This is a genomic window from Crenobacter oryzisoli (genome assembly GCF_030385785.1).
Lineage (GTDB): Bacteria > Pseudomonadota > Gammaproteobacteria > Burkholderiales > Chromobacteriaceae > Crenobacter_A > Crenobacter_A oryzisoli.
Genome location: NZ_JAUEDK010000001.1, coordinates 152,100 through 173,319 on the forward strand (window position 1 = coordinate 152,100; position 21,220 = coordinate 173,319).

The 21,220-nt window shown below is 64.0% G+C and carries 18 protein-coding genes; 14 read left to right on the plus strand and 4 right to left on the minus strand.

The genetic code is table 11. The annotated features are described in order from the left end of the window. Positions 1-428 precede the first annotated feature (428 nt). Both QU481_RS00730 and QU481_RS00735 read left to right on the plus strand, forming a co-directional pair. Positions 429-1,769 (plus strand): nucleobase:cation symporter-2 family protein, encoded by a 1,341-nt coding sequence (locus QU481_RS00730; protein ID WP_289827945.1) that lies wholly within the window; start codon positions 429-431, stop codon positions 1,767-1,769. A 326-nt stretch (positions 1,770-2,095) separates the two neighbouring features. Next, on the plus strand, positions 2,096-2,656 hold the full coding sequence (locus QU481_RS00735; protein ID WP_289827946.1) for a putative antibiotic biosynthesis monooxygenase: 561 nt from the start codon (positions 2,096-2,098) through the stop codon (positions 2,654-2,656). 19 nt (positions 2,657-2,675) lie between these two features. On the opposite strand, the gene QU481_RS00740 is transcribed toward QU481_RS00735, so the two are convergent. From QU481_RS00740 to QU481_RS00750, 3 genes are all read right to left on the minus strand, one after another. After that, positions 2,676-4,247 (minus strand): sensor domain-containing diguanylate cyclase, encoded by a 1,572-nt coding sequence (locus QU481_RS00740; protein WP_289827947.1) that lies wholly within the window; start codon positions 4,245-4,247, stop codon positions 2,676-2,678. Beyond that, positions 4,244-4,744, minus strand: coding sequence for a putative pterin-binding protein (locus QU481_RS00745; RefSeq protein ID WP_289827948.1), 501 nt, complete (start codon positions 4,742-4,744; stop codon positions 4,244-4,246). Before QU481_RS00745 ends, QU481_RS00740 begins: the two co-directional genes overlap by 4 nt. Before the next feature lie 259 nt (positions 4,745-5,003). After that, positions 5,004-5,201, minus strand: a complete 198-nt coding sequence (locus QU481_RS00750; RefSeq protein ID WP_289827949.1) for a hypothetical protein — start codon at positions 5,199-5,201, stop codon at positions 5,004-5,006. Positions 5,202-5,717: 516 nt separating this feature from the next. Here QU481_RS00750 and QU481_RS00755 point away from each other — a divergent pair. From QU481_RS00755 to QU481_RS00800, 10 genes are all read left to right on the plus strand, one after another. Continuing rightward, positions 5,718-6,488: an ABC transporter substrate-binding protein gene (locus QU481_RS00755; RefSeq protein ID WP_289827950.1), complete on the plus strand. Its 771-nt coding sequence runs from the start codon at positions 5,718-5,720 to the stop codon at positions 6,486-6,488. Positions 6,489-6,679: 191 nt separating this feature from the next. Continuing rightward, positions 6,680-7,369, plus strand: coding sequence for an ABC transporter permease (locus QU481_RS00760; RefSeq protein ID WP_289827951.1), 690 nt, complete (start codon positions 6,680-6,682; stop codon positions 7,367-7,369). Then, positions 7,366-8,079, plus strand: a complete 714-nt coding sequence (locus QU481_RS00765; RefSeq protein WP_289827952.1) for an ABC transporter permease — start codon at positions 7,366-7,368, stop codon at positions 8,077-8,079. The genes QU481_RS00760 and QU481_RS00765 overlap by 4 nt, the downstream gene beginning before the upstream one ends. Before the next feature lie 36 nt (positions 8,080-8,115). Further along, a complete protein-coding gene (locus tag QU481_RS00770) occupies positions 8,116-8,883 on the plus strand; it encodes an ABC transporter ATP-binding protein (protein ID WP_289827953.1) in 768 nt (255 codons plus the stop codon). Positions 8,884-8,913: 30 nt separating this feature from the next. Next, positions 8,914-9,903, plus strand: coding sequence for a GlxA family transcriptional regulator (locus QU481_RS00775; RefSeq protein WP_289827954.1), 990 nt, complete (start codon positions 8,914-8,916; stop codon positions 9,901-9,903). 210 nt (positions 9,904-10,113) lie between these two features. Continuing rightward, entirely contained in the window at positions 10,114-11,343 is a 1,230-nt protein-coding gene (locus tag QU481_RS00780; protein WP_289827955.1) for an aspartate aminotransferase family protein, read from the plus strand. 193 nt (positions 11,344-11,536) lie between these two features. Continuing rightward, on the plus strand, positions 11,537-12,583 hold the full coding sequence (locus tag QU481_RS00785) for an arginine N-succinyltransferase (RefSeq protein ID WP_289827956.1): 1,047 nt from the start codon (positions 11,537-11,539) through the stop codon (positions 12,581-12,583). Continuing rightward, complete coding sequence (gene astA, locus QU481_RS00790; protein WP_289827957.1) at positions 12,580-13,617, plus strand: arginine N-succinyltransferase; 1,038 nt, start codon at positions 12,580-12,582, stop codon at positions 13,615-13,617. The genes QU481_RS00785 and astA overlap by 4 nt, the downstream gene beginning before the upstream one ends. A gap of 4 nt (positions 13,618-13,621) precedes the next feature. Then, positions 13,622-15,085 carry a succinylglutamate-semialdehyde dehydrogenase gene (gene astD, locus QU481_RS00795; RefSeq protein ID WP_289827958.1) on the plus strand — a complete coding sequence of 488 codons (1,464 nt, stop codon included), beginning with the start codon at positions 13,622-13,624 and terminating at the stop codon, positions 15,083-15,085. 256 nt (positions 15,086-15,341) lie between these two features. Then, entirely contained in the window at positions 15,342-15,683 is a 342-nt protein-coding gene (locus QU481_RS00800; RefSeq protein ID WP_289827959.1) for a hypothetical protein, read from the plus strand. Here the strand turns inward: QU481_RS00800 and gcvA are convergent. Beyond that, positions 15,662-16,591 (minus strand): transcriptional regulator GcvA, encoded by a 930-nt coding sequence (gene gcvA, locus QU481_RS00805; RefSeq protein ID WP_289827960.1) that lies wholly within the window; start codon positions 16,589-16,591, stop codon positions 15,662-15,664. The two genes, QU481_RS00800 and gcvA, sit on opposite strands and share 22 nt — an antisense overlap. Positions 16,592-16,740: 149 nt before the next feature. Between gcvA and QU481_RS00810 the strand changes: the two genes are divergently transcribed. Together QU481_RS00810 and ydiJ are read left to right on the plus strand one after the other, a co-directional pair. Beyond that, on the plus strand, positions 16,741-17,787 hold the full coding sequence (locus QU481_RS00810; protein WP_289827961.1) for a DUF1338 domain-containing protein: 1,047 nt from the start codon (positions 16,741-16,743) through the stop codon (positions 17,785-17,787). A gap of 342 nt (positions 17,788-18,129) precedes the next feature. Further along, entirely contained in the window at positions 18,130-21,171 is a 3,042-nt protein-coding gene (ydiJ, locus tag QU481_RS00815) for a D-2-hydroxyglutarate dehydrogenase YdiJ (protein ID WP_289827962.1), read from the plus strand. Positions 21,172-21,220: the final 49 nt, after the last annotated feature.

A 21,220-nucleotide genomic window follows, 5' to 3' on the forward strand; every position in this document is an offset into this window, starting at 1 on the left:
GTGAATTCGGACCGGGGGGTGGTGGCCTGTCATAAGACTTCCACTCGTCGCCAATTCCTGGCTGTTTGTCACCATCCAAATGGGGGTGGCTCCCGGGGCAAACCGAGCAAGGCGTCGAACCCTGCCGCCTTCTTCCGCCTTTGTTCGGCCCGGCGCGGCGTTGTTGCGCCATTGCCGCACTCTTCTTTTTCCTGTGTCGGAACCGGGTTCCGTTTTCTCTTGGCCGCATTTTGCAAGGGTTTTGTCAGCCAGTTCTTCCAGCTCTCCATGAGTGCAAGCATATTTACGCAAGAAGCATCTTGATGCGATATGAAAATTCTTAAAATGGAATTGACATCCGTAATGTGGAATGTCCAAGATGTCTTTGGCTGGAGCAAATTCCTAAAGAACCGGATACACCGGGCATGGCCACCAAAGGAGAAAATTAGATGGAACAGTTGCTTTTCAAGGTGGAGGATCGTCCTCCGGCACTGACGAGTGTTCTGCTCGCGATGCAGCACTTGCTGGCGGCATTGGGTGGCATCATCGCGGTGCCCCTGGTGGTCGGGGGGGCGTTAAAGCTTCCGGCGGACCAGGTGGTGGCACTCGTTAACGCTGCGCTGCTGGGCTCGGGTATCGTCACGATCATCCAGTGCAAGGGGGTAGGGCCGATCGGCATCCGTCTGCCCTGCGTGATGGGAACCAGCTTCGCCTTCGTTGGCGCGGGGATCAGCGTCGGCCTTGAGCATGGCGTACCGGGGATTCTGGGCTCGTCGCTGGTGGGTTCGCTGGTGATGATCATCGGCAGCTACTTCATGCCGACGATACGCAAGCTGTTTCCGCACGCCGTGACCGGCGTTGTGGTGACCATGATCGGCCTGTCGTTGACGCCTGTGGCGATCGATTGGGCGGCGGGCGGCTTCGGCAGCAGCCATTACGGCGAGCCGGGCAATCTGGCGATTGCGGGTTTCGTGTTGCTGCTGGTCATCGCGCTGGTTCAGTGGGGCAAGGGCATCATTTCCGCGTCGGCGGTGGTGATCGGCATCGCCGTCGGCTATCTGGTCTGCCTGGCGCTGGGCAAGATCGACTTCACCCAGGTTCATCATGCCCCGGTCTTTGCGGTACCGCAGCCGATGCACTTCGGGTTGAGCTTCCCGATCTCTGGGATTGTTGCGATGTCGATCGCCTTCCTGGTGACCATTGTCGAGACCACCGGCACCTTCATGGCGCTGGGTGCTGCGACGCAAACCGCGATGCCGGGCAAGAAGCTGGCGCGCGGCATTCTGTGCGATGGTGTGGGCTCGGCGTTCGCTGCGCTGATGTCCAGCCCACCAGTATCGACCTTTGCGCAGAATGTCGGCGTGGTGTCGCTGACCGGCGTGGCCAGCCGCCATGTGGTGGCGCTGACTGGCGTGATGCTGCTCTTGGCCGGGCTGTTCCCGGTGCTGGGGGCGCTGGTGGTGACGATTCCCCAGCCGGTGCTTGGTGGCGCGGGCCTGATGATGTTCGCGATGATCGTGTCGGCCGGTATCCAGATGCTCGGCAAGGTCGAGCACACCAAGCGCAACGGCCTGATCATCGCCGTGTCCATCGGTTGCGGCCTGGCGGTGACCGTTCGTCCTGAGCTGCTCTCCAAGCTGCCGACCTTCGTGAAGGAGGTGTTCGGTTCGGGTATCACCGTAGGCGCGCTGGTGGCGGTATCGCTCAACCTGCTGCTGCCGGGTCGTCCAGTCGATTTCGCCGAGGAGGAAGAAGGGGGAGCCATCGAGATCGCCCGCGAAGTGGCCTGACCCGCCGACGGTCAGTGTGGTGCTCCCGGCCAGGCGCTCTGCTCAAGGGCTACTCGGCAAGGCCGTGCCACAACGCCGGAAGGCTTCGCGGGCACTTTGTTGTGTTGGCTGCTTTAATCCAACGCCCACCTGACTGGTGGGCGTTTTGCATGGCCTGGCAGCATGAAGCGGTGGGAGTCGTGTCGAGTGCAGGCCGCAAGGTGGGTCGAATGGCGGGTATGCCGCTTGCTTGTCTTGGTCTGGACGCCGCGTCCCGATCGGGGACCGGCGTGTTGGGCGGGCCCCATCACGGGCTTGCCGGTTGACCCATCCCGGAGACCCCCGACATGGATGCTATTCCTCTCTTGCCTGTTACTCTGCTGATTACCCGCCGGATCGATGCGACGCGCTACGCCGATTTTGTCGCCTGGACCGAGCGAGGAGAGCGCCTCGCCGGCACGTTTGCCGGCTATCTCGGCGCCGGGGTGTTTGCACCGCCACCGGGCAGTGATACCTATCAGATTCTGTTCCGTTTCGTCGACGAGGTCTGTCTCGCGCGTTGGGTCGATTCCCCGCAACGGCGCGCTTGGTTGGCCGAAGGCACCGCCCTGGTGCAGCAAAGCCAGGCGCACTGCGCGCGCGGTCTCGATCACTGGTTCGGCGCGACGCCGCCGCGCTGGAAGCAGGCAGTGATGATCTGGCTGGTGTTCTTCCCGGTGTCTCTGGGTTTCAACCTGCTGCTGGGCGAGATGCTGGGCAGCCTGCCGGTGTTCTGGCGGGTGCTGTTGAGTACGCTGGCCCTGACGCCGGCGATGGTGTTCGTGTTTATCCCGTTGAGCAGCCGTTTGCTGCATCGTTGGCTGCAGCCGCCGCCCTCCCTGCCGCTGGAGCGCGCGCACGGCGGCTGAGCCGCAGGACGGCGCGAGTCTACTGCAGGCAGCTGGTGCGGTTGCGGCCCTGGTGCTTGGCGTCGTAGAGGGCCCGATCGGCGCGGGCGAACAGGCCTGCGAGGTCCCGGTCGCCCGGTCTGAGCTCGGCCACGCCGAGGCTGATCGTCATCATCACTTGGCCTGTGGGCAGCGCGACATCGAGGGCTTCGGCATGCCGGCGCAGTCGTTCGGCGATCCGCACGGCAGAGGACTGCGTCGTGTTTGGCAGCAGCACGGCAAATTCTTCGCCGCCGAGCCGGCTGCAGATGTCGGATTCACGCAGCAGATCGCGCAGCATGTCTGCGAGGTGGCGTAGCGCCTGGTCGCCGGCAGGATGGCCGAAGCTGTCGTTGATGTGCTTGAAATGGTCGATGTCGAGCACGATCAGCGAGTAGGGGATGCCCTGTTGCAGGGCTTTCTGGATCAGCGGTTCGGCCTCGGCGAAGAAGGCGCGCCGGTTGTGCAGTTCGGTCAGCGAGTCGGTGGTGGCGAGGTGGCGCAGTTCGTCCTCGAGCTGCTGGCGGTTCGAATTATCGTAGACCCAGATCAGGCTGGCTGCCTCGCCGTTGATGGCCAGCGGCAGCACGGTGAGCAGACTGGGGAAGGGGCCGTCGATGCCGCGCAACACCGCTTCGCAGTCGCGCAGCTCCCGTTCGCGGCGGTAGCGTCGGTAGAGTTCGTAATAGCGTGTCGGGCAATCCAGCAGGGTCGGCAAGACGATGCGGTCAGGATAGTCGGTCAGTCCCAGCCGTTCGGCTAACGGCCGGTTGATGAACAGCGGACAGCCGTCGCTATCGCGGATGAGGCCAACACCGATCGGACTTGTCGTCAGGATCAGGCGCAGGCGTTCCTCGCTGTCGTGCAGAGCCCGCGTACGCTGCTCCACTTGCTGCTCCAGCGTGCTGTTGAGGCCGGCCAGGTGGCGCGATAGCCTCCGGGTGCGAAACAGCAGTATGGCAAGAAACGCCAACATCGCTAGCACGCTGATGCCAAGCCCGGCAAGCGCCCTGGCCAGGGTGGCGAAGTTGGCCTTGGTGCCGATCCGGTCGTTATCCACCACCTCGGTCATGTCCAGATGCACCTCGAGCGTCATCTGGTGGATCGCCTCCAGATGACTCTCAAGCTCGGTTTCGATCTTCCGCACCTGATGACGTGCCAGCTCCGGATCTTTCGGCAGTGCGGCCAGCTGTCGGCTCCAGCCGTCCAATCGCCTTTGCATTGCGATCATCTGCTGCCAGGTCGTGGCGGACATGTGCTGGTCGGTGCCGTATTCCTTGAGTATCTGGAAGCGGCTGGCCAGCAAGTCAAGACGCAGGCGTACCGTATCGACGGGGTCGCGGCCGAGCAGGTAGCCATCCATAGACTGATGAAAACGGAGGGCTTCGAGCTGCAGCTGGGTCGTGACCCAGAGGTTGTTTTTCAGCGTTGGTCGCGCCAGGCGGCTCACCTGGTTTTCGGCGATCTGCAACGCCGAGAAGGTCAGGCTTGCCATCGCCAGGGCGAGGGCACATAGCAAGCCGGAAAAGCAGAGCGAGCGGTTGCGCCAGCAGGGGATGGAAAGAGCGCTCATCGGACGGTGATGTGGTTGACCTGCCAGACAGCCTGGTTGTAATAGAATTGTATGTTCAGCGCTGGGTATTCATCGTAAGGATAGATGACGACCAGCGGTCCTTTGTCGCGAACCGGCATGTAATGTCCATCCACCTTGTAAGCCAGTATTGGGTCGTATTTGATGATGTCGGCAACGGCAATGTCGATCGCGTAATCGTTCAGCGCCGCTACATACACGCTGGTGCCGGTGGCACCGAGCTTGCCGAGCAGTGCCTTGATCGAGACGCCTTCCCACTGTTGCGGTGCATGGTGCCACTGGGTGGACGTGGTGATCCGGCGTATCGGCAGGGTGGAGAGCTGCTGTAGCGAGAAGGTCATCGGCTTGGTGGCCTTCGCTGATATGACGAGCGCCGGTTTATTGAGGTCCACATTCAGGTCGGCAGCATAAGCGCAGCCGGTGCTGAAGAGGGCAAGAAGGACGGGAGCCGACAATGGTGAGAAAGAAAAAGGCGTCATTGTGGGGCTCCTGTGCTGCGGTCAAAGCGAAAACTGTCTATCAATCCGACGTTTTACCTGATGACGGCTTTGGAGTCGACTTTATGACAAAGGAATCAATACGTTATGCTATTTATGAAATTTGTTGTTAAGTATTTGACGCTTTTGCGAAATGCTGTGTTTTGATGTTAAATCAATTGAAAGTTGGCTGATAATGACCAACTAAATCGGAAACGAAGCACCAAAAACGAATTGGGCCGGTTTTGCCGGCCCTATCGATTTATTCATCTATTTCGCATGATGTAGGTTGACGCTTCGATACTTCGTCTCGAAGGGACAGGCGGTAGGCTTCGTCTTCTGCCATCGTGTGGAATGGATAAGGCCCTGCTTTACGTTTTCCCTGAGCCGCTTCGACCACGGCCCAGCCCACAAACCCGCCATTCGGATCGAGTACCCGTTCGACGCGGTAGTGCGACATGGTGACCTCCGATGTTTGGTGGAGATGTTATTCTGGATTCAGTTTGGGAAACATCAAGTTAGATTTTTTGTACATGGCATAGCTGTCCGGCGGGTCTGGTTGCGTGGGCCATCGTGGCAGTGTCGCGGACGCGGTAACAACGCTACAAAAGCACCCGCCTTGCATTGCGCAAAAGCGACAGCCACGTATATAAAGGCAGCGATCCGGCTGGGAATGTTTGCAGAGAAAACTGGCTGCGCCTTCAATTTAACATGATGATAAAAAACAGATTTTTTGTTGTTGGTGGTTGATTGTTGCGGTGCGCCATGGCGAGTGCTCCCTCGTTACTGGCAATTGTCTGACCGGGCAATAACTGAAACTATCGGCGCTCAGTGTCTCAGGGCTTTCTACGGCGCCCCCAAGAGCTGCCGGTCTGATGCACTTAACAGCCCCATAAGAATTGGCCACTGGGGGCGGCGTCCTGCCTGCCTCGGGACAGATGGCTGCTTTAAGCATGTCACGGAGAAAGTAGAAAGTATGAAGAAGCTCACCATCGCGGTTGTACTCGGCCTGGCGTCCGCCGGCGCTTTCGCTAAAGACTGGACCACCGTTCGTTTCGGTGTCGATGCCAGCTATGCCCCGTTTGAATCGAAAGCTCCGGATGGCAAGCTGGTTGGCTTTGACATCGACCTGGGCAACGCCATCTGTGCCAAGATGAAGGCCAAGTGCGTCTGGGTTGAAAACGACTTCGACGGCATGATCCCGGCGCTGAAGGCGAAGAAGTTTGATGGCATCCTGTCCTCGCTGTCGGTGACTGAGAAGCGCGCCGAACAGATCGCCTTCTCCGACAAGCTGTTCAATGCGCCGGTGCGCATGGTGGCCAAGAAGGGCTCCACCCTGCTGCCGACCGCCGAGTCGCTGAAGGGTAAGCGCGTGGGCGTGGAGCAGGGCACCATCCAGGAAACCTACGCCAAGACCTACTGGGAACCGAAGGGCGTGAGCGTGGTGCCGTACCAGAACCAGGATCTGGTGCTGGCTGACCTGGCCTCTGGCCGTCTAGACGCTTCGTTGCAGGATGAAGTGCAGGCCGACTACGGCTTCCTGAAGAGCCCGCGTGGCCAGGGATTTGCCTTTGCCGGACCGGAAGTGAAGGATCCGAAGACCCTGGGTACCGGCACCGCCATCGGCCTTCGCAAGGAAGACACCGATCTGCGCCAGCAGATCAACAAGGCACTCGCCGCAATCCACAAAGACGGCACCTATCAGCGTCTGTCCAAGAAGTACTTCTCCTTCGACATCTACAACTGATCGGTCGACTGCAGGCGGCCCTCGTATAATCGGGGCCGTTTGAAGGGGATCCCGGCATGCCGCGCCCGGCCTGGGCGCGGTAGCCGGGTGTTATCCCTGTGTCGTGGCGGCTGGGGCATCTGCCCCCGCCCGTCGAAGTGCGCCCACATGCAAGTCCCTGCACGCTGTGGGGCGTTCGGAAGGAGTGAATCATGTTTTTGGAAGGCTACGGGCCGCTGATCCTCACCGGTACCTGGGCGACGATCAAGCTGGCCGTGCTCTCGGTGTTGGCCTCGGTGCTGATCGGCCTGATCGGTGCCAGCTCCAAACTGTCGAATAACCGCCTGTTGCGTGGCATCGCAACCGGCTACACCACGCTGATCCGCAGCGTCCCCGACCTGGTGATCATGCTCTTGCTGTTTTACAGCCTGCAGCTGTTGCTCAACCAGGTAACCGACTGGTTGCACTGGGATCAGATCGACATCGACCCGTTCATCGCGGGGGTGGTGACGCTGGCGTTCATCTACGGCGCCTACTTCACCGAAACCTTCCGCGGAGCGTTCCAGTCGGTGCCGCGTGGCCAGATCGAGGCCGCCGTGTCGTACGGCATGGCGCCGTGGAAGGTGTTCCACCGCATTCTGTTCCCGCAGATGATGCGTTTCGCGCTGCCGGGCATCGGCAACAACTGGCAGGTGCTGGTCAAGGCGACCGCGCTGGTGTCCATCATTGGTCTGTCCGACATCGTGAAAGCGACCCAGGACGCCGGCAAGAGCTCGATGCAGCTGTTCTATTTCACCCTGGTCGGCGCGCTGATCTATCTGGTGATCACCACCCTGTCTAACGGCGTGCTGATCTGGCTGGAGCAACGCTATTCCGCTGGCGTCAGAAAGGCCGAGCTATGAACGAGATCATCCACGATTACTGGAAAGCCTATCTGTGGACCGACGGTCTGCACATCACCGGCTTGGCGATGACGATGTGGCTGTTGGTGCTGTCGATCGCGATCGGCTTCTGCCTGTCGATTCCGCTGTCGGTGGCGCGCGTGTCGAGCAACCCGATCCTGCGCGGCCCGGTGTGGTTCTTCACCTATGTGTTCCGCGGTACGCCACTGTATATCCAGCTCCTGCTGTTCTACACCGGCATCTATAGCCTGAGCGCAGTGCGCGAGCACGAGTTCCTCGACATGTTCTTCCGCGAGGGCTTCAACTGCACGATCCTGGCATTCGCGCTGAACACCTGCGCTTACACCACCGAGATCTTCGCCGGCGCGATCAAGTCGGTGCCGTACGGTGAGGTTGAGGCGGCGCGCGCCTACGGCATGTCGAAGTTTACGCTGTACCGCCGCATCATCCTGCCCTCGGCGCTGCGCCGCGCGCTGCCGTTCTACAGCAACGAGGTGATCCTGATGCTGCACGCGACCACGGTGGCGTTCACCGCCACGGTGCCGGACATCCTCAAGATCGCCCGCGACGTGAACTCGGCGACCTACGCCTCGTTCGAAGCCTTCGGTATCGCTGCGGTGCTATATGCCGTGATCGCGCTGACGCTGGTGTGGCTGTTCCGCAAGGGCGAAGCCCGCTGGCTGGCCTTCCTGAAACCCCAGAGCGCCTGAGTGCGTGCCGTTCGTTAATACGAGAGAGTCAAGACCATGTACAAGCTTGCTGTAGACGATCTGCACAAGAAATACGGCAATCACGAGGTGCTCAAGGGCGTGTCGCTGAAGGCCAAGGCCGGCGATGTGATCAGCATCATCGGCTCGTCCGGCTCGGGCAAGAGCACCTTCCTGCGCTGCATCAACTTCCTGGAGCAGCCGTGTTCCGGCCGGATCACGGTGAACGCCGAGGAAATCCGCACCGCCAAGGACAAGACGGGCGCCTTGCGCGTCGCCGACCAGAAGCAACTGCAGAGCATGCGCACCAAGCTGTCGATGGTGTTCCAGCACTTTAACCTGTGGGCGCACATGACGGTGCTGGAGAACATCATCGAATCGCCGATGCACGTGCTGGGTATCAGCCGTGATGAGGCGGTGGCGCGGGCGCGCAAGTATCTGGCCAAGGTCGGTCTGCCGCAGAGCGTCGAGGACAAGTATCCATCACATATGTCCGGTGGCCAGCAACAGCGCGTGGCGATTGCCCGGGCGCTGGCGATGGAGCCGGAGGTGATGCTGTTCGACGAGCCGACCTCGGCGCTCGACCCGGAGCTGGTCGGCGAAGTGCTGAAGGTGATGCAGTCGTTGGCCGAGGAAGGCCGCACCATGGTGGTGGTGACGCACGAGATGGGCTTTGCCCGCAACGTGTCCAACCATGTGATGTTCCTGCACCAAGGGCGCGTCGAAGAGGAGGGCCACCCGCACGAGGTGCTGGTGAACCCGAAGAGCGAGCGGTTGGCGCAGTTCCTGTCCGGCCGGCTGAAGTAAGCCCTGGCGGTCCGTCGCATAGGTGGTTCGATGAGTTTCTGCGAACGGGTCGCCGTGGTGCTGGTGCCGCCTTGCACGATGCTTTGCGTCGGCGCGGTGGTGGAAGTATTCGAGGCGGCCAACCGGCTGGCCGGTCAGCGCCTCTACGAATTGTCGTTCTACAGCCGCGACGGCCAGCCTGTGACGCTGCAGAACGGGCTGGCCTTTCCGGTGCGCGGCGCCCTGCGCGACGTGACGCCGGGCGACTGGTTGTTCGTGCTGAGCGAAGGCGTGCAGCGTTTCGCCGACGCCGGCATCTTCACCGGCGAGCTGGCACGCCAGGCACCGCGGCTGTCGCTGCTCGGTGGCTTGGGTGCCGGCTCGTGGTGGCTCGCTAGTGCAGGCCTGCTCGACGGCTATCGCGCGACGATCCATTGGCAGGAGGCGGTGGCGTTCGGCGAGCGCTTCCGGCAGGCGATCGTCAGCCAGCATGTGTTCGAGCTCGACCGCGACCGTTTCAGCTGCGGCGGGGGCCTGGCGCTGTTCGATGGCCTGTTGGCGCTGATCGGCCGTCAGCACGGTGCGCCGCTGGTGGAGGAGATCGCCAGTCACCTGTGCCTCGAGCGACTGCGCGGGGCCGAGGAACGCCAGCGCGTGCCGCTGATGGCGCGCCTTGGAGAGAAGCAGCCCAAGGTCACCGAGGCGGTGATGCTGATGGAGGCGAATCTCGAGGAGCCGCTCACCACCGACGAGCTGGCCCGTCTCACCGGCCAGTCGCGCCGCCAGCTCGAGCGGCTGTTCAAGCAGCATCTCGATATGGCGCCGACCCGCTACTATCTGCAACTGCGCTTGGAGAGAGCGCGCCAGCTGTTGCGTACTACCGGCAAGTCGGTGGTGCAGATCGGCCTGTCCTGTGGTTTCTCGTCCGGCCCGCACTTCTCCACGGTCTACCGCGCCCACTTCGGCATTGCGCCGCGCGAGGAGCGCTTCTCGAACGAGACGCGTGGCGTCGACATGCCGGTCGCTCCTTCGACCCAGTAGCTTTTCCCCTGTTTCGTTTCAAGCCAAGAGGGTTGGTTGAGCCAGCCCGGCTTGGCTCATCTGCCACAGCCGGTGGTTGCTCGACTTGTCGACAATTGTCCCGCCCGGTGCATGCCTCAAACAGAAAGCAGTTTGTCGTTTTTCTGGAAGGTTATTCTGCGCGGCGCTCCTAGAATGGGCTTTCCTCAACGCCTGTTTACGGAGAACCGCATGTCGACCGCCCCTGTCAGCCGCCAGACCTTTGATGAAGTGATGGTGCCCAACTACGCTCCCGCCGCCTTCATTCCGGTATCCGGCAAAGGTTCCCGCCTGTGGGACCAGAGCGGCAAGGAATACATCGACTTCGCCTGCGGCATCGCGGTGACCAGCCTGGGCCACCTGCACCCGGAACTGACCGCCGTGCTGCACGAGCAGGTCGACCGCCTCTGGCACCTCTCCAACACCTTCACCAACGAGCCGGCACTGCGCCTGGCGCGCCGCCTGACCGAGACCACCTTCGCCGAGCGAGTGTTCTTCAGCAACTCCGGCGCCGAGGCCAACGAGGCCGCGCTGAAGCTGGCGCGTCGTTACGCCCATGACCACTTCGGCGGCGACAAGACCAAGATCGTGTCGTGCAAGCAGGCCTTCCACGGCCGCACCCTGTTCACCGTGTCGGTGGGCGGTCAGCCGAAGTACACCGAAGGCTTCGCTCCGCTGCCGGGCGACTTGACCCATATCGAATTCAACAACCTGACCGAAGCCGAGCTGGCGATCGACGACAACACCTGCGCGGTGATCGTCGAGCCGGTGCAGGGTGAGGGTGGCGTGACCCCGGCCACCCAGGCTTATCTCGAGAAACTGCGTGCGCTGTGCGACCAGCACAACGCCCTGCTGATTTTCGACGAAGTGCAGATCGGCGTGGGCCGCTCGGGCCAGCTGTTCTCCTACCAGGGCTACGGCGTGACCCCGGACATCCTGACCAGCGCCAAGGCGCTCGGCAACGGCATGCCGATCGGCGCGATGCTGACCACCAAGAAGGTCGCCGCCTCGTTTGTGGTGGGCACCCACGGTTCCACCTACGGCGGTAACCCGCTGGCCTGCGCGGTGGCCGACAAGGTGATCGAACTGATCAGCCAGCCGGAACTGCTCGAAGGCGTGAAGGCGCGTCACCAGCTGCTGGTGGAGGGCCTGAAGCGCATCAACGACAAGTACCACGCGTTCACCGAAGTGCGCGGTCAGGGCCTGCTGCTCGGCGCACAACTCGCGCCGTCCCTGAAGGGCAAGGCCAAGGACTTCGTCAACGCCGCCGCCCGTCACGGCCTGGTGGTGCTGGTGGCCGGCACCGACGTGGTGCGCTTCGCGCCGTCGCTGATCATCCCAGAAGCCGATCTCGCCGAAGGCCTGAAGCGCTTCGAGGCGGTGACCGCCGAGCTGGTCGAGAAAGCGGCGCAGCCGGCTTGATCGTCCGAGTCGCTAACAAACGCCTCCCGGCGTTGTGGCGCTGCCTTACCGTACTACACGTACTGTCAGCGGCAGCGCGCCTAGCCGGGACCGCTACGCTGGACTTTGTTAGCGACTCTCGGTTCTAAGGTTGGCCGAACGGGCTGTTATTCGGCCAACCTCTCCACCCACCACACCGAAAGAAGAGGGCGTCATGCTCTTTGTTCGACCGAGCAAGCTGTCCGATCTGGACCAGATCGAGCGCATGGCGCGCTCTACCGGTCCCATCCTGCACTCGCTGCCGCCCGACCGGGCGCGGCTGCAGCAGCTGGTGACCCAATCGATTAATTCGCTCGCCGAGGACGTCGAGTTCCCCGGCGAGGAAAGCTACCTGTTCGTGCTGGAGGATTCCGACACCGGCAAGCTGTACGGTACCGCCGGCCTGCTCGCCATGGCGGGTTTCTCCGAGCCGTTCTACGTATTCCGAAACGAAGTGGTGGTGCATGCCTCGCGCGAGCTGCAGGTAAACCACCGCGTCCATGCGCTGGCGCTGTCGCACGAGATGACCGGCCGCACCCGGTTGACCGGCTTCCACGTCGACGCCGCGGCGCTGCAGCACGGCGTGCAGCCGGCCCACCTGCTGTCGCGGGCGCGCATGCTGTTCGCCGCCCAGCATCGCGAGCGCTTCGCTCACGACATCTTCTCGGTGCTGCCGGGCGTGGCCGACGAGGCCGGGCGCTCGCCGTTCTGGGAGGGCGTCGGCTACAAGTTCTTCAAGCGCGACTTCCGTGAGATGGAGCTGGAGTCGGGTGGTCGCAGCCGCACCTTCATTGCCGAGATGATGCCGGTCGATCCGCTCTACGTGCCGCTGTTGGACGAGGAGGCGCAGCGGGTGATGGGCGAGCCGCACATCGGCGCGCGCCTGAACTACCAGTGCCACATCGCCGAGGGGCTGGAGCCGGATCACTTCGTCGACATCTTCGATGCCGGCCCGGTGCTGACCTCTGCGCTCGACATGTGCAACTCGGTGCGCTTCAGCCGCCGCCGCCCCGCCGTGCGTGGCGAGGCCTGTGCCGACGGCGTGCCCTATCTCGTCAGCAATACCCAGGCCGCCGACGCGTTCCGCGCCGTGCTGGTCACCCTGTCGGCCGTGCTGCCGGCGCAACTGACGCTGCCGCAGGCCGCCGCCGACGTGCTCGAAATCGCCGACGGCGACGAGGTGCGCTGCGCACCGCTGCAACCCGAAGGAGCCACCGCATGATCGTGATGCGACTCTGCCGTCCCGACGACATCGACGCGCTGCTGGAACTGGCGCACAAGGCCGGCCCTGGCATGACCACGCTGAAGCCCGACCGCGCGGTGCAGTCGGCCCGCCTGGAGCGGGTGCAGCGCACCGTCGAGGGCAAGGCGCCGCTGGCCGACCAGGGCTACCTGTTCGTGATGGAAGACACCGCCACCGGCCAGATCGCCGGCGTGTGCGGTATCGAGGTGGCGGTCGGTCTGGAACAGCCGTTCTACACCTACCGCATGGACACCTTCGTGCACGCCAGCCGTGAGATGGGCCTGTGGACGCGCATGGACAAGCTGCACATGTCGCATGGCCTGACCGGCTATTCGGAGCTGTGCACGCTGTTCCTCGACCCGGTCTTCCGCGTCAACGGCAACGGCTCGCTGCTGTCCAAGTCGCGCTTCATGTTCATCGCCCAGTTTGCCGACCGCTTCGCCGAGCGGCTGTGCGCCGAGATGCGCGGCCACTTCGACGAGAACGGCGATTCGCCGTTCTGGCGTGCGCTCGGTGCGCACTTCTATGGCATCGACTTCCACGAGGCCGACCAGCTGGTCGCGCTCGGCAAGAAGTCCTTCCTCGCCGAACTGATGCCGCGCTACCCGGTGTACGTCGACTTCCTGCCGCAGGACGCACGCGACTGCATCGGCAAGACCCACGTCGACACCGAGCCGGCGCGCCGCCTGCTCGAAACCGAGGGCCTGCGTCTCGAGCAGCACATCGATATCTTCGAGGGCGGCCCGGTGCTGGAGGCGCGCGTCGCCGACCTGCGCGTGATGCGCGAGAGCCGCGTCTACACCGTCGAGGTGATGCCGGGCGTGCCGGTGCCGCGCGAGGGCGCGCCGCGCCTTCTGGTCGCCAACGACAAGCTCGCCGATTTCCGCTGTGCGCTCTTCACCGCCGAGCCGCACAACAACACCCTGTCGCTCAGCCCAGAACAGGCCGAGGCGCTTTGCGTCGCCAGTGGCGACAACGTTCGCGCGATGACGCTCAACCCCATTCCGAGGTAATTCCATGTCCCAGCTCTACATCAATGGCGCCTGGCAGACCGGCCGCGGCGCAGTGTTCTCCTCGCTGAACCCGGCGACCAACGAGACCGTCTGGAGTGGCCATTCGGCCAACGCCGACGACATCGCCGCCGCGATGAGCGCCGCACGCGCCGCTTTCCCAGCCTGGCGTCGTACTCGCTTGGAAGAGCGCCTCGCCATCGTGCGCCGCTTCGCCGAGGTGCTCGGTGCGCATAAGGAAGCGCTGGCCCGCACCATCGGCCTCGAAACCGGCAAGCCGCTGTGGGAAGCGCGCCAGGAAGTCGGCGCGATGATCAACAAGATCGAGATCTCGATCCGCGCCTTTGGCGAGCGCACCGGCGAGCATCGCTCGGACCTGGCCGGCGACACCGCCGTGCTGCGCCACCGTCCGCACGGCGTGGTGGCGGTGTACGGCCCGTACAACTTCCCCGGCCACCTGCCGAACGGCCACATCGTGCCGGCGCTGATCGCCGGCAACACCGTGCTGTTCAAGCCGTCCGAGCTGACCCCGCTGACCGCCGAGCACACCGTCAAGCTGTGGCACGAGGCCGGCCTGCCGGCTGGCGTGCTGAGCCTGCTGCAGGGCGAGCGCGACACCGGTATCGCGCTGGCGCAGCAGCCGGGTCTCGATGGCCTGTTCTTCACCGGCAGCTCGCCGACCGGCACCGCGCTGCATCGCCAGTTCGCCGGCCGTCCGGGCTTCATGCTGGCGCTGGAAATGGGCGGCAACAACCCGCTGGTGGTCGCACCGCTCGCCGACGTCGACGCCGCCGTGCACCACGCGCTGCAGTCGGCCTTCCTGTCCGCCGGCCAGCGCTGCACCTGCTCGCGCCGCCTGCTGGTGCCGGAAGGTGAGTTCGGCGACCGCTTCCTCGCCCGCTTCGCCGAAGTGGCTGCCAAGCTCACCGTCGGCAAGTACGACGCCGAGCCGCAGCCGTTCATGGGCGCGCTGATCTCGCTGAAGGCCGCGCAGGGCATGCTGGCTGCGCAGCAAAAGTTGATTGAGCTCGGCGCCAAACCGGTGCTGACCATGACCCAGCCTGACGCGGAGCTGGCGTTCCTGACCCCGGGCATCCTCGACGTGACCGCGATCGAGCAGCTGCCGGACGAGGAATACTTCGGCCCGCTGGTGCAGGTGATCCGTTACCGCGAGTTCGACGAGGCATTGGCTATCGCCAACGACACCGAGTACGGCCTGTCGGCGGCGCTGCTGGCCGACGATGCCGCGCTGTGGGACCGCTTCAACCAGGAGATCCGCGCCGGCGTGGTGAACTGGAACAAGCCGACCAACGGCGCCTCGTCGGCCGCGCCGTTCGGTGGTGTCGGCTACTCGGGCAACCACCGTCCGGGTGCCTACTACGCGGCCGACTACTGCGCGTATCCGATGGCATCGGTTGAGGCGGCCGGATTGAGCCTGCCGGCCCAGCTGTCGCCGGGCATGCAGTTCTAAAGTTTCCTGTCACTGTTGTTGGTGTTTGGCAGTCCGGCGTGGCCGGGCTGCCTTTTTTATTGGTGAGTCGAAGCAAGTGGCCGTTTCCATACCTACGATCCGAAAGGCAAGTCCGGTTTCCGAGGAGTGGTCAGGCAACGTACTCGATCCTTCGTTCCCACCGCCTATAGTTCAAACAGTGACGCTCGTCGGAGCGCGAGCGCCGCTGCGATCGGGCGGGGAGCGCCGTCCGCGCAAGAACAATGGAGACGCTACCATGGAGACGAACAACGACGACCGTGGGCTGCTGTACCTCTTGTACCTCTACCTGATCCCGTTCTGGCTGTTCCGCGACGCCTCGCGCGGCGATTTCCTGTTGCGCGAGCAGAACTACCGCTACAACCGCGAACAGCGTAAATACCTGCCCGGCTACCTGCTCAAGTGGACAGTGCTGTGCGCGCTGTTGCTGACCAGCTATCAGTCCGTGCACGCGCTGGGGGCCGGCTATCCCAGCGTGCTGTGGGCGGTCGAGATGTTCGCCGGCATCAGCTTCGCGATCGGTGCCGCGCTGATGGCCAATATCGCCGCGATCTGGGGTTATCTGACCTTCGTCGACTGAGTCGTCTCGGCGACGCTCTGCGCCACCTGCGCGAGTACCCAGTCGCGGAACGCTCTCACCTTGTAGAGGTCTGCCTTGGTGGCCGGATGCACCAGGTAGTAGGCGTGCAGGCTCGGCACCGGCTTGTCGATTGCCTTGACGAGCAGACCCTTGTCGAGCTCGTCCTGCACCAGAAACTGCGGCAGCACCGCGATGCCGAGGCCGGCGATCGCCGCCTGGATCACCATGAAGAAATGCTCGAAGCGCGGGCCGCGCAGGCCACCCTCCACCTCGGCGACACCGACCGCGTGCAGCCAGTCGTTCCACGCCTGAGGCCGGGTGGTGTGCTGCAACAGCGTGTAGTCGAGTAGCTCGTGCGGGTCGTCGAGCATCGCCTTGCCCTTGAGCAGGCCGGGCGCACACACCGGCACGATCTCCTCGCCCATCAGCCGGTGGCAGATCGCGCCGGGCCACAGCGCCGGGCCGAAGTGGATCGCCACGTCGGCGTCGACCTTGTCGAAGTCGAACGGTCGCACCTGCGTCACCAGATTGAGCTGGATGTCGGGATAGCGCGCGGCGAAGTCGCCCAGACGCGGCACCAGCCAGCGCGAACCGAAGGTTGGCAGCATTGCCACCGTCAGCACGCCTCCCTCGCCGCTGTACGCCATCAGTTGCAGCGTGGCCGCCTCGGCGCGGTCGAGCACGTCCTGGATCGCCACCGCGTACGCCTCGCCGGCGGTGGTCAGCACCAGCCGCTGTTTCACCCGCTCGAACAGCGCCCGGCCGAGAAAGTCTTCCAGCGCTCGGATCTGCCGGCTGACCGCGCTCTGGGTCAGGTTCAGCTCCTCGGCAGCGCGGGTGAAGCTGAGGTGGCGGACTGCGGCCTCGAAACACTGTAGGGCCATCAGCGAGGGGAGGGTGCGACGCATCGTAGTTGATGAGTTTTCGGAATGAAGCCAGCAGAATACATCGCTTGAGCGCCGCCGGGAATCGGCCGAGACTCTGAGTCATTGCAGGGCCGGCTAGCTGGCTGGCCTGACTCCCGAACAGTCGTACCCCGAACGAAAGATATTCCGAAATGGCACACACTCAGGTACAGATCGAACACAGTCAATTGTGGCGTCTTCTGGAGGCGACCGCCGGTCGCGAGCGCACCGCGGAGCTGTTTGCGATGATCGCCGTCGACGCACCGCTGTTGACCGACGCGGGCGAGACCGTGCCGCGGGTGGTCCTGGCGCAGGCGATGAACATGCTGCTGTTCGCGAAAAACCTGGACGCGGTGCCGGAGGGCAAGGTCTACGTGACCGAGAAGCTGGCTGTCGGCGGCCAAGTGGTGTTCGACCATGGTGCGCTGCGCACTGTCGCCGCCGCCAACACCGGCGCGCTGCCGACCGGCGAGCTGGCATTCAAGCGCTTCCTCGAGCCGCTCGGCTTCACCGTTGCCGACGTGTACCCGTTGGCGCGCCTGAAGATGACCGGTCGCGCCTACTGCCACCAGGATGCCCCGGAATTGGTGGCGCAGTTCTTCGTGTCCGAGCTGCACGTCGACCAGTTCTCCCCGGCCTTCCAGCAGGCGGTGGACAATGTGGTGAAGAGCTCGCGCGATCCGTTGAACGACCGCGCCAAGGCGCTGCTGGTGAAGCTGGCCGATGCGCGTGCGCTGCCGTTCGCCGAGGCGGTGGAACTGTTGCCCCAACTGGTCGGCTGTTTCGCCGTTCAACACGACACGCCGGCGCTCGCCGACTATGAGGCTCTGCTGGCCGAGTCGGCCGAAATGGCCTGGATCTCCACCGAGGGCAACTGCTTCAACCACGCCACCGACCATGTCGACGACGTGTTCGCGGTGGCCGACGCGCTGCGCGCCCAGGGCATGCCAATCAAGGACAAGGTCGAGGTGTCGGCCAACGGCTCGGTGCGCCAGACCGCGTTCAAGGCGACTCAGGTCGAGCGCCAGTTCAAGGCCGCCGACGGCTCACTGGTGACCCGTACCGTGCCGGGCTCGTTCTACGAGTTCATCACCCGCGACCTGATCGCCGACTCGGCCACCGGCGAGCAGAAGCTCGACCTGCGCTTCGACAGCTCGAACGCGCAGGGCATCTTCAAAATGACCGCGGCCGCTTGCTAAGCATCACCGACCGGCTCGCTTGAGTGGCTCGATCCAACTCGCCGAGCCGGTCTAAGAACCTGTCCACGATCTCGCGAACGAAGGGTCCGCCAAGGCGAAATGACAAAAAAAAGCGGAATGTACAGGGAGTACATGAGCATGTTGAGCGTCATTTCAACGCAGGATCACCCAAGTCCTAGAAGATAGAACGCAGCAGATCGTGAACAGGTTCTAAATGACTTTACCGAGTAACGCAGTTGTTCCTTCCTTGAGTGGCAACGTTTGGTGCCCGTGCTGATGCGCGGGCCCTTTTTTCCATCTGACGCGCTAGTCTGACGTCAACGCCACTGTTTCGAGCCTCGCATGATTCCACGCCTGACCGACCGCCCCGTCTCCGATTCGCTCTACCACGACTTCGCCGCCGAACTACGCCTGCGCGGTTTCGAGGGCGAGCTGAGTGCGAGCTACGCCGACCGCACCGTGCTGTCTACCGACAACTCGATCTATCAGGTGTGGCCGCAGCTGATCACGTTTCCGAAGCATGCCGATGACCTGGTGCGCATCGCCAAGCTGTCCGGCGAGCCGCGTTTCCAGTCGCTGAAGCTGGCGCCGCGCGGCGGCGGCACCGGCACCAATGGTCAGTCGTTGTCTGACGGGGTGATCGTCGACGTGTCGCGGCACATGAACCGCATCCTCGAGATCAACGCCGAGGAGCGCTGGGTGCGCGTCGAGTCCGGGGTGGTGAAGGACCAGCTCAATGCCGCACTAAAGCCCTACGGGCTGTTCTTCGCGCCGGAGCTGTCGACGTCGAACCGCGCGACGATCGGCGGCATGATCAACACCGATGCCAGCGGTCAGGGCTCCTGCCTGTACGGCAAGACCCGCGACCATGTGCTGGAGCTTTCCACCGTGCTGCTCGACGGCACGCTGTGGCACTCGCAGCCCTTGGTCGAAACGGAGCTGACCGCGATCAAGCAGCGCGACGACCGGGTCGGCTCGGTGCACCGGCTGCTCGATGCGATCTTCCGCGACGACGCCGCGCTGATCGCGGAGAAATTTCCGAAGCTCAACCGCTGCCTGACTGGCTACGACCTTGCGCACATCCGTGATGAGCAGGGGCGCTTCAACCTCAACAACATCCTGTGCGGCGCCGAGGGCACGCTTGGCCTCGTTTACGAGGCCAAGCTCAACGTGCTGCCGATTCCGCGCTGCAGCGCCCTGGTCAATGTGCGCTACACCAGTTTCGATGCCGCGCTGCGCGACGCGCCGGCGCTGATGGCGCTGAACGCCGCGTCGATCGAGACGGTCGATTCGAAAGTGCTCAATCTCGCGCGCCAGGACATCATCTGGCACGGTGTGCGCGAGTTCTTCCCCGACGACGCGGAGCCGGCGCAGGGCATCAACCTGGTCGAGTTCCTGGCCGACAGCGAGGACGATCTGGAGCGCCAGCTCGCCGTGGTGGCGGACAAGCTGACGGTAGAGGGTTCGGCCAACGGGCGTTGCGGCCACACCGTGGCGCGCGGCGCGGCAGCGGTGAACCGCATCTGGGGCATGCGCAAGAAGTCGGTCGGCCTCTTGGGTAACCTACAGGGTGACAAGCGACCGATTCCGTTTGTGGAGGACACCGCGGTGCCGCCGGAAAACCTCGCCGACTATATCGCCGAATTCCGCACGCTGCTCGACAGCCACGGTGTCGCCTACGGCATGTTCGGCCATGTCGATGCAGGCGTGCTGCACGTGCGTCCGGTGATCGACATGAAGGACCCGGAGCAGGAAAAACTGGTGCGCGCGATCACCGACGGCGTGGTCGCGCTGACGCAGAAGTACCACGGCCTGCTGTGGGGCGAGCACGGCAAGGGCGTGCGCTCCGAGTACGCGCCGGCCTTCTTCGGCCCGCTCTACTCGCGCCTGCAGGACATCAAGGCGGCGTTCGACCCGCATAACCAGCTCAACCCCGGCAAGATCGCCACCCCGCCGGGCGGCGAGCTCTTGAAGATCGACGCGGTGCCGACGCGTGGCCAGCACGACCGGGTGATCCCGATCTCGGTGCGCCAGGGCTTCGACGAGGGGCTGCATTGCAACGGCAACGGCGCTTGCTACAACTTCGACCCGGACGACGCGATGTGCCCATCGTGGAAGGGCACGCGCGAGCGACGCCATTCGCCGAAGGGGCGCGCGTCGCTGCTGCGCGAATGGCTGCGCCAGCTGTCGCTCGCCGGCGTCGATCCCTTGGCGGAAAGTACCCGGCTGCGCGCCACCGGCAGCTTGGCCGGCCTGTTCGGTCGACTGCGCAATACGCTGGCGAAGCGCCGTGGCGAGGCCGATTTCTCGCACGAGGTGATGGAGGCGATGCAGGGTTGCCTCGCCTGCAAGTCCTGCGTAGGCCAGTGCCCGGTGAAGGTCGACGTGCCGGAATTCCGCGCCAAGTTCCTGGAGCTGTACTACGGTCGCTACCTGCGCCCGCTGAAGGACTACCTGATCGGCTCGCTGGAGAGCACGCTGCCGCTGGTCGCGAAACTGCCGGGCCTCTACAACGCGGTGCTTGGCAGCGGTGCGGGCCGGGCGCTGATGCGTCGTATCGGGCTGGTGGAGAGCCCGCTGCTATCCGGCATCGACCCGGTCGCCGAGCTGGCCCGGCGCGGTTTCGCGCTGGCGACGCCGGCGCGGCTGCAGCGCTTGGCCGAAGCGGAGCGCGCGCGCGCGGTGATCGTGGTGCAGGACGCTTTCACCAGCTATTTCGAGACTGAGCTGCTGCTCGACCTGTTCGAACTGTTGCGTACGCTCGGTTTCACGCCACTGCTCGCGCCGTTCGCCGCCAACGGCAAGCCGCTGCACGTGCATGGCTTCCTCGGCGCGTTCCGCAAGGTGGCGGGCAGCAATGCCGAACGGCTGCGCACGCTCGCCGCCAGCGGCGTGCCGCTGGTCGGGCTCGACCCGTCGATGACGCTCACCTACCGCGCCGAGTACGCCAAGGCGCTGGGCAAGGACGCGGCGCCGAAGGTGCAGCTGCTGCAGGAGTGGCTGGCGAGCCGGCTGGCCGACCTGCCAAAACGGGCAGTCGGCATGGGCAGCGGTTACACGCTGCTGCCGCACTGTACCGAGAAGACCAATGCGCCGGCCGCCACCGGCGACTGGCAGAAAGTGTTCGCGGCGCTCGGCCTGTCGCTGAGCAACAAGAACACCGGCTGCTGCGGCATGGCCGGCACCTTCGGCCACGAGACCGACAAGCGCGAACTGTCCAAGACCCTGTACGGGATGAGCTGGGCCAAGCAGGTGGAGGCCGATCGCGGCCAAGGCCGACTGCTGGCGACGGGGTATTCCTGCCGCTGCCAGGTCGAGCTGATCGACGGAGTGAAGCTGGCTCACCCGGTACAGGCGCTGCTGCAGGAGCTGCGCTCGGCCTGAGCCCGCTTGTGCAGAGGCAATAAAAACGCCGGGGAAGTCCCCGGCGTTT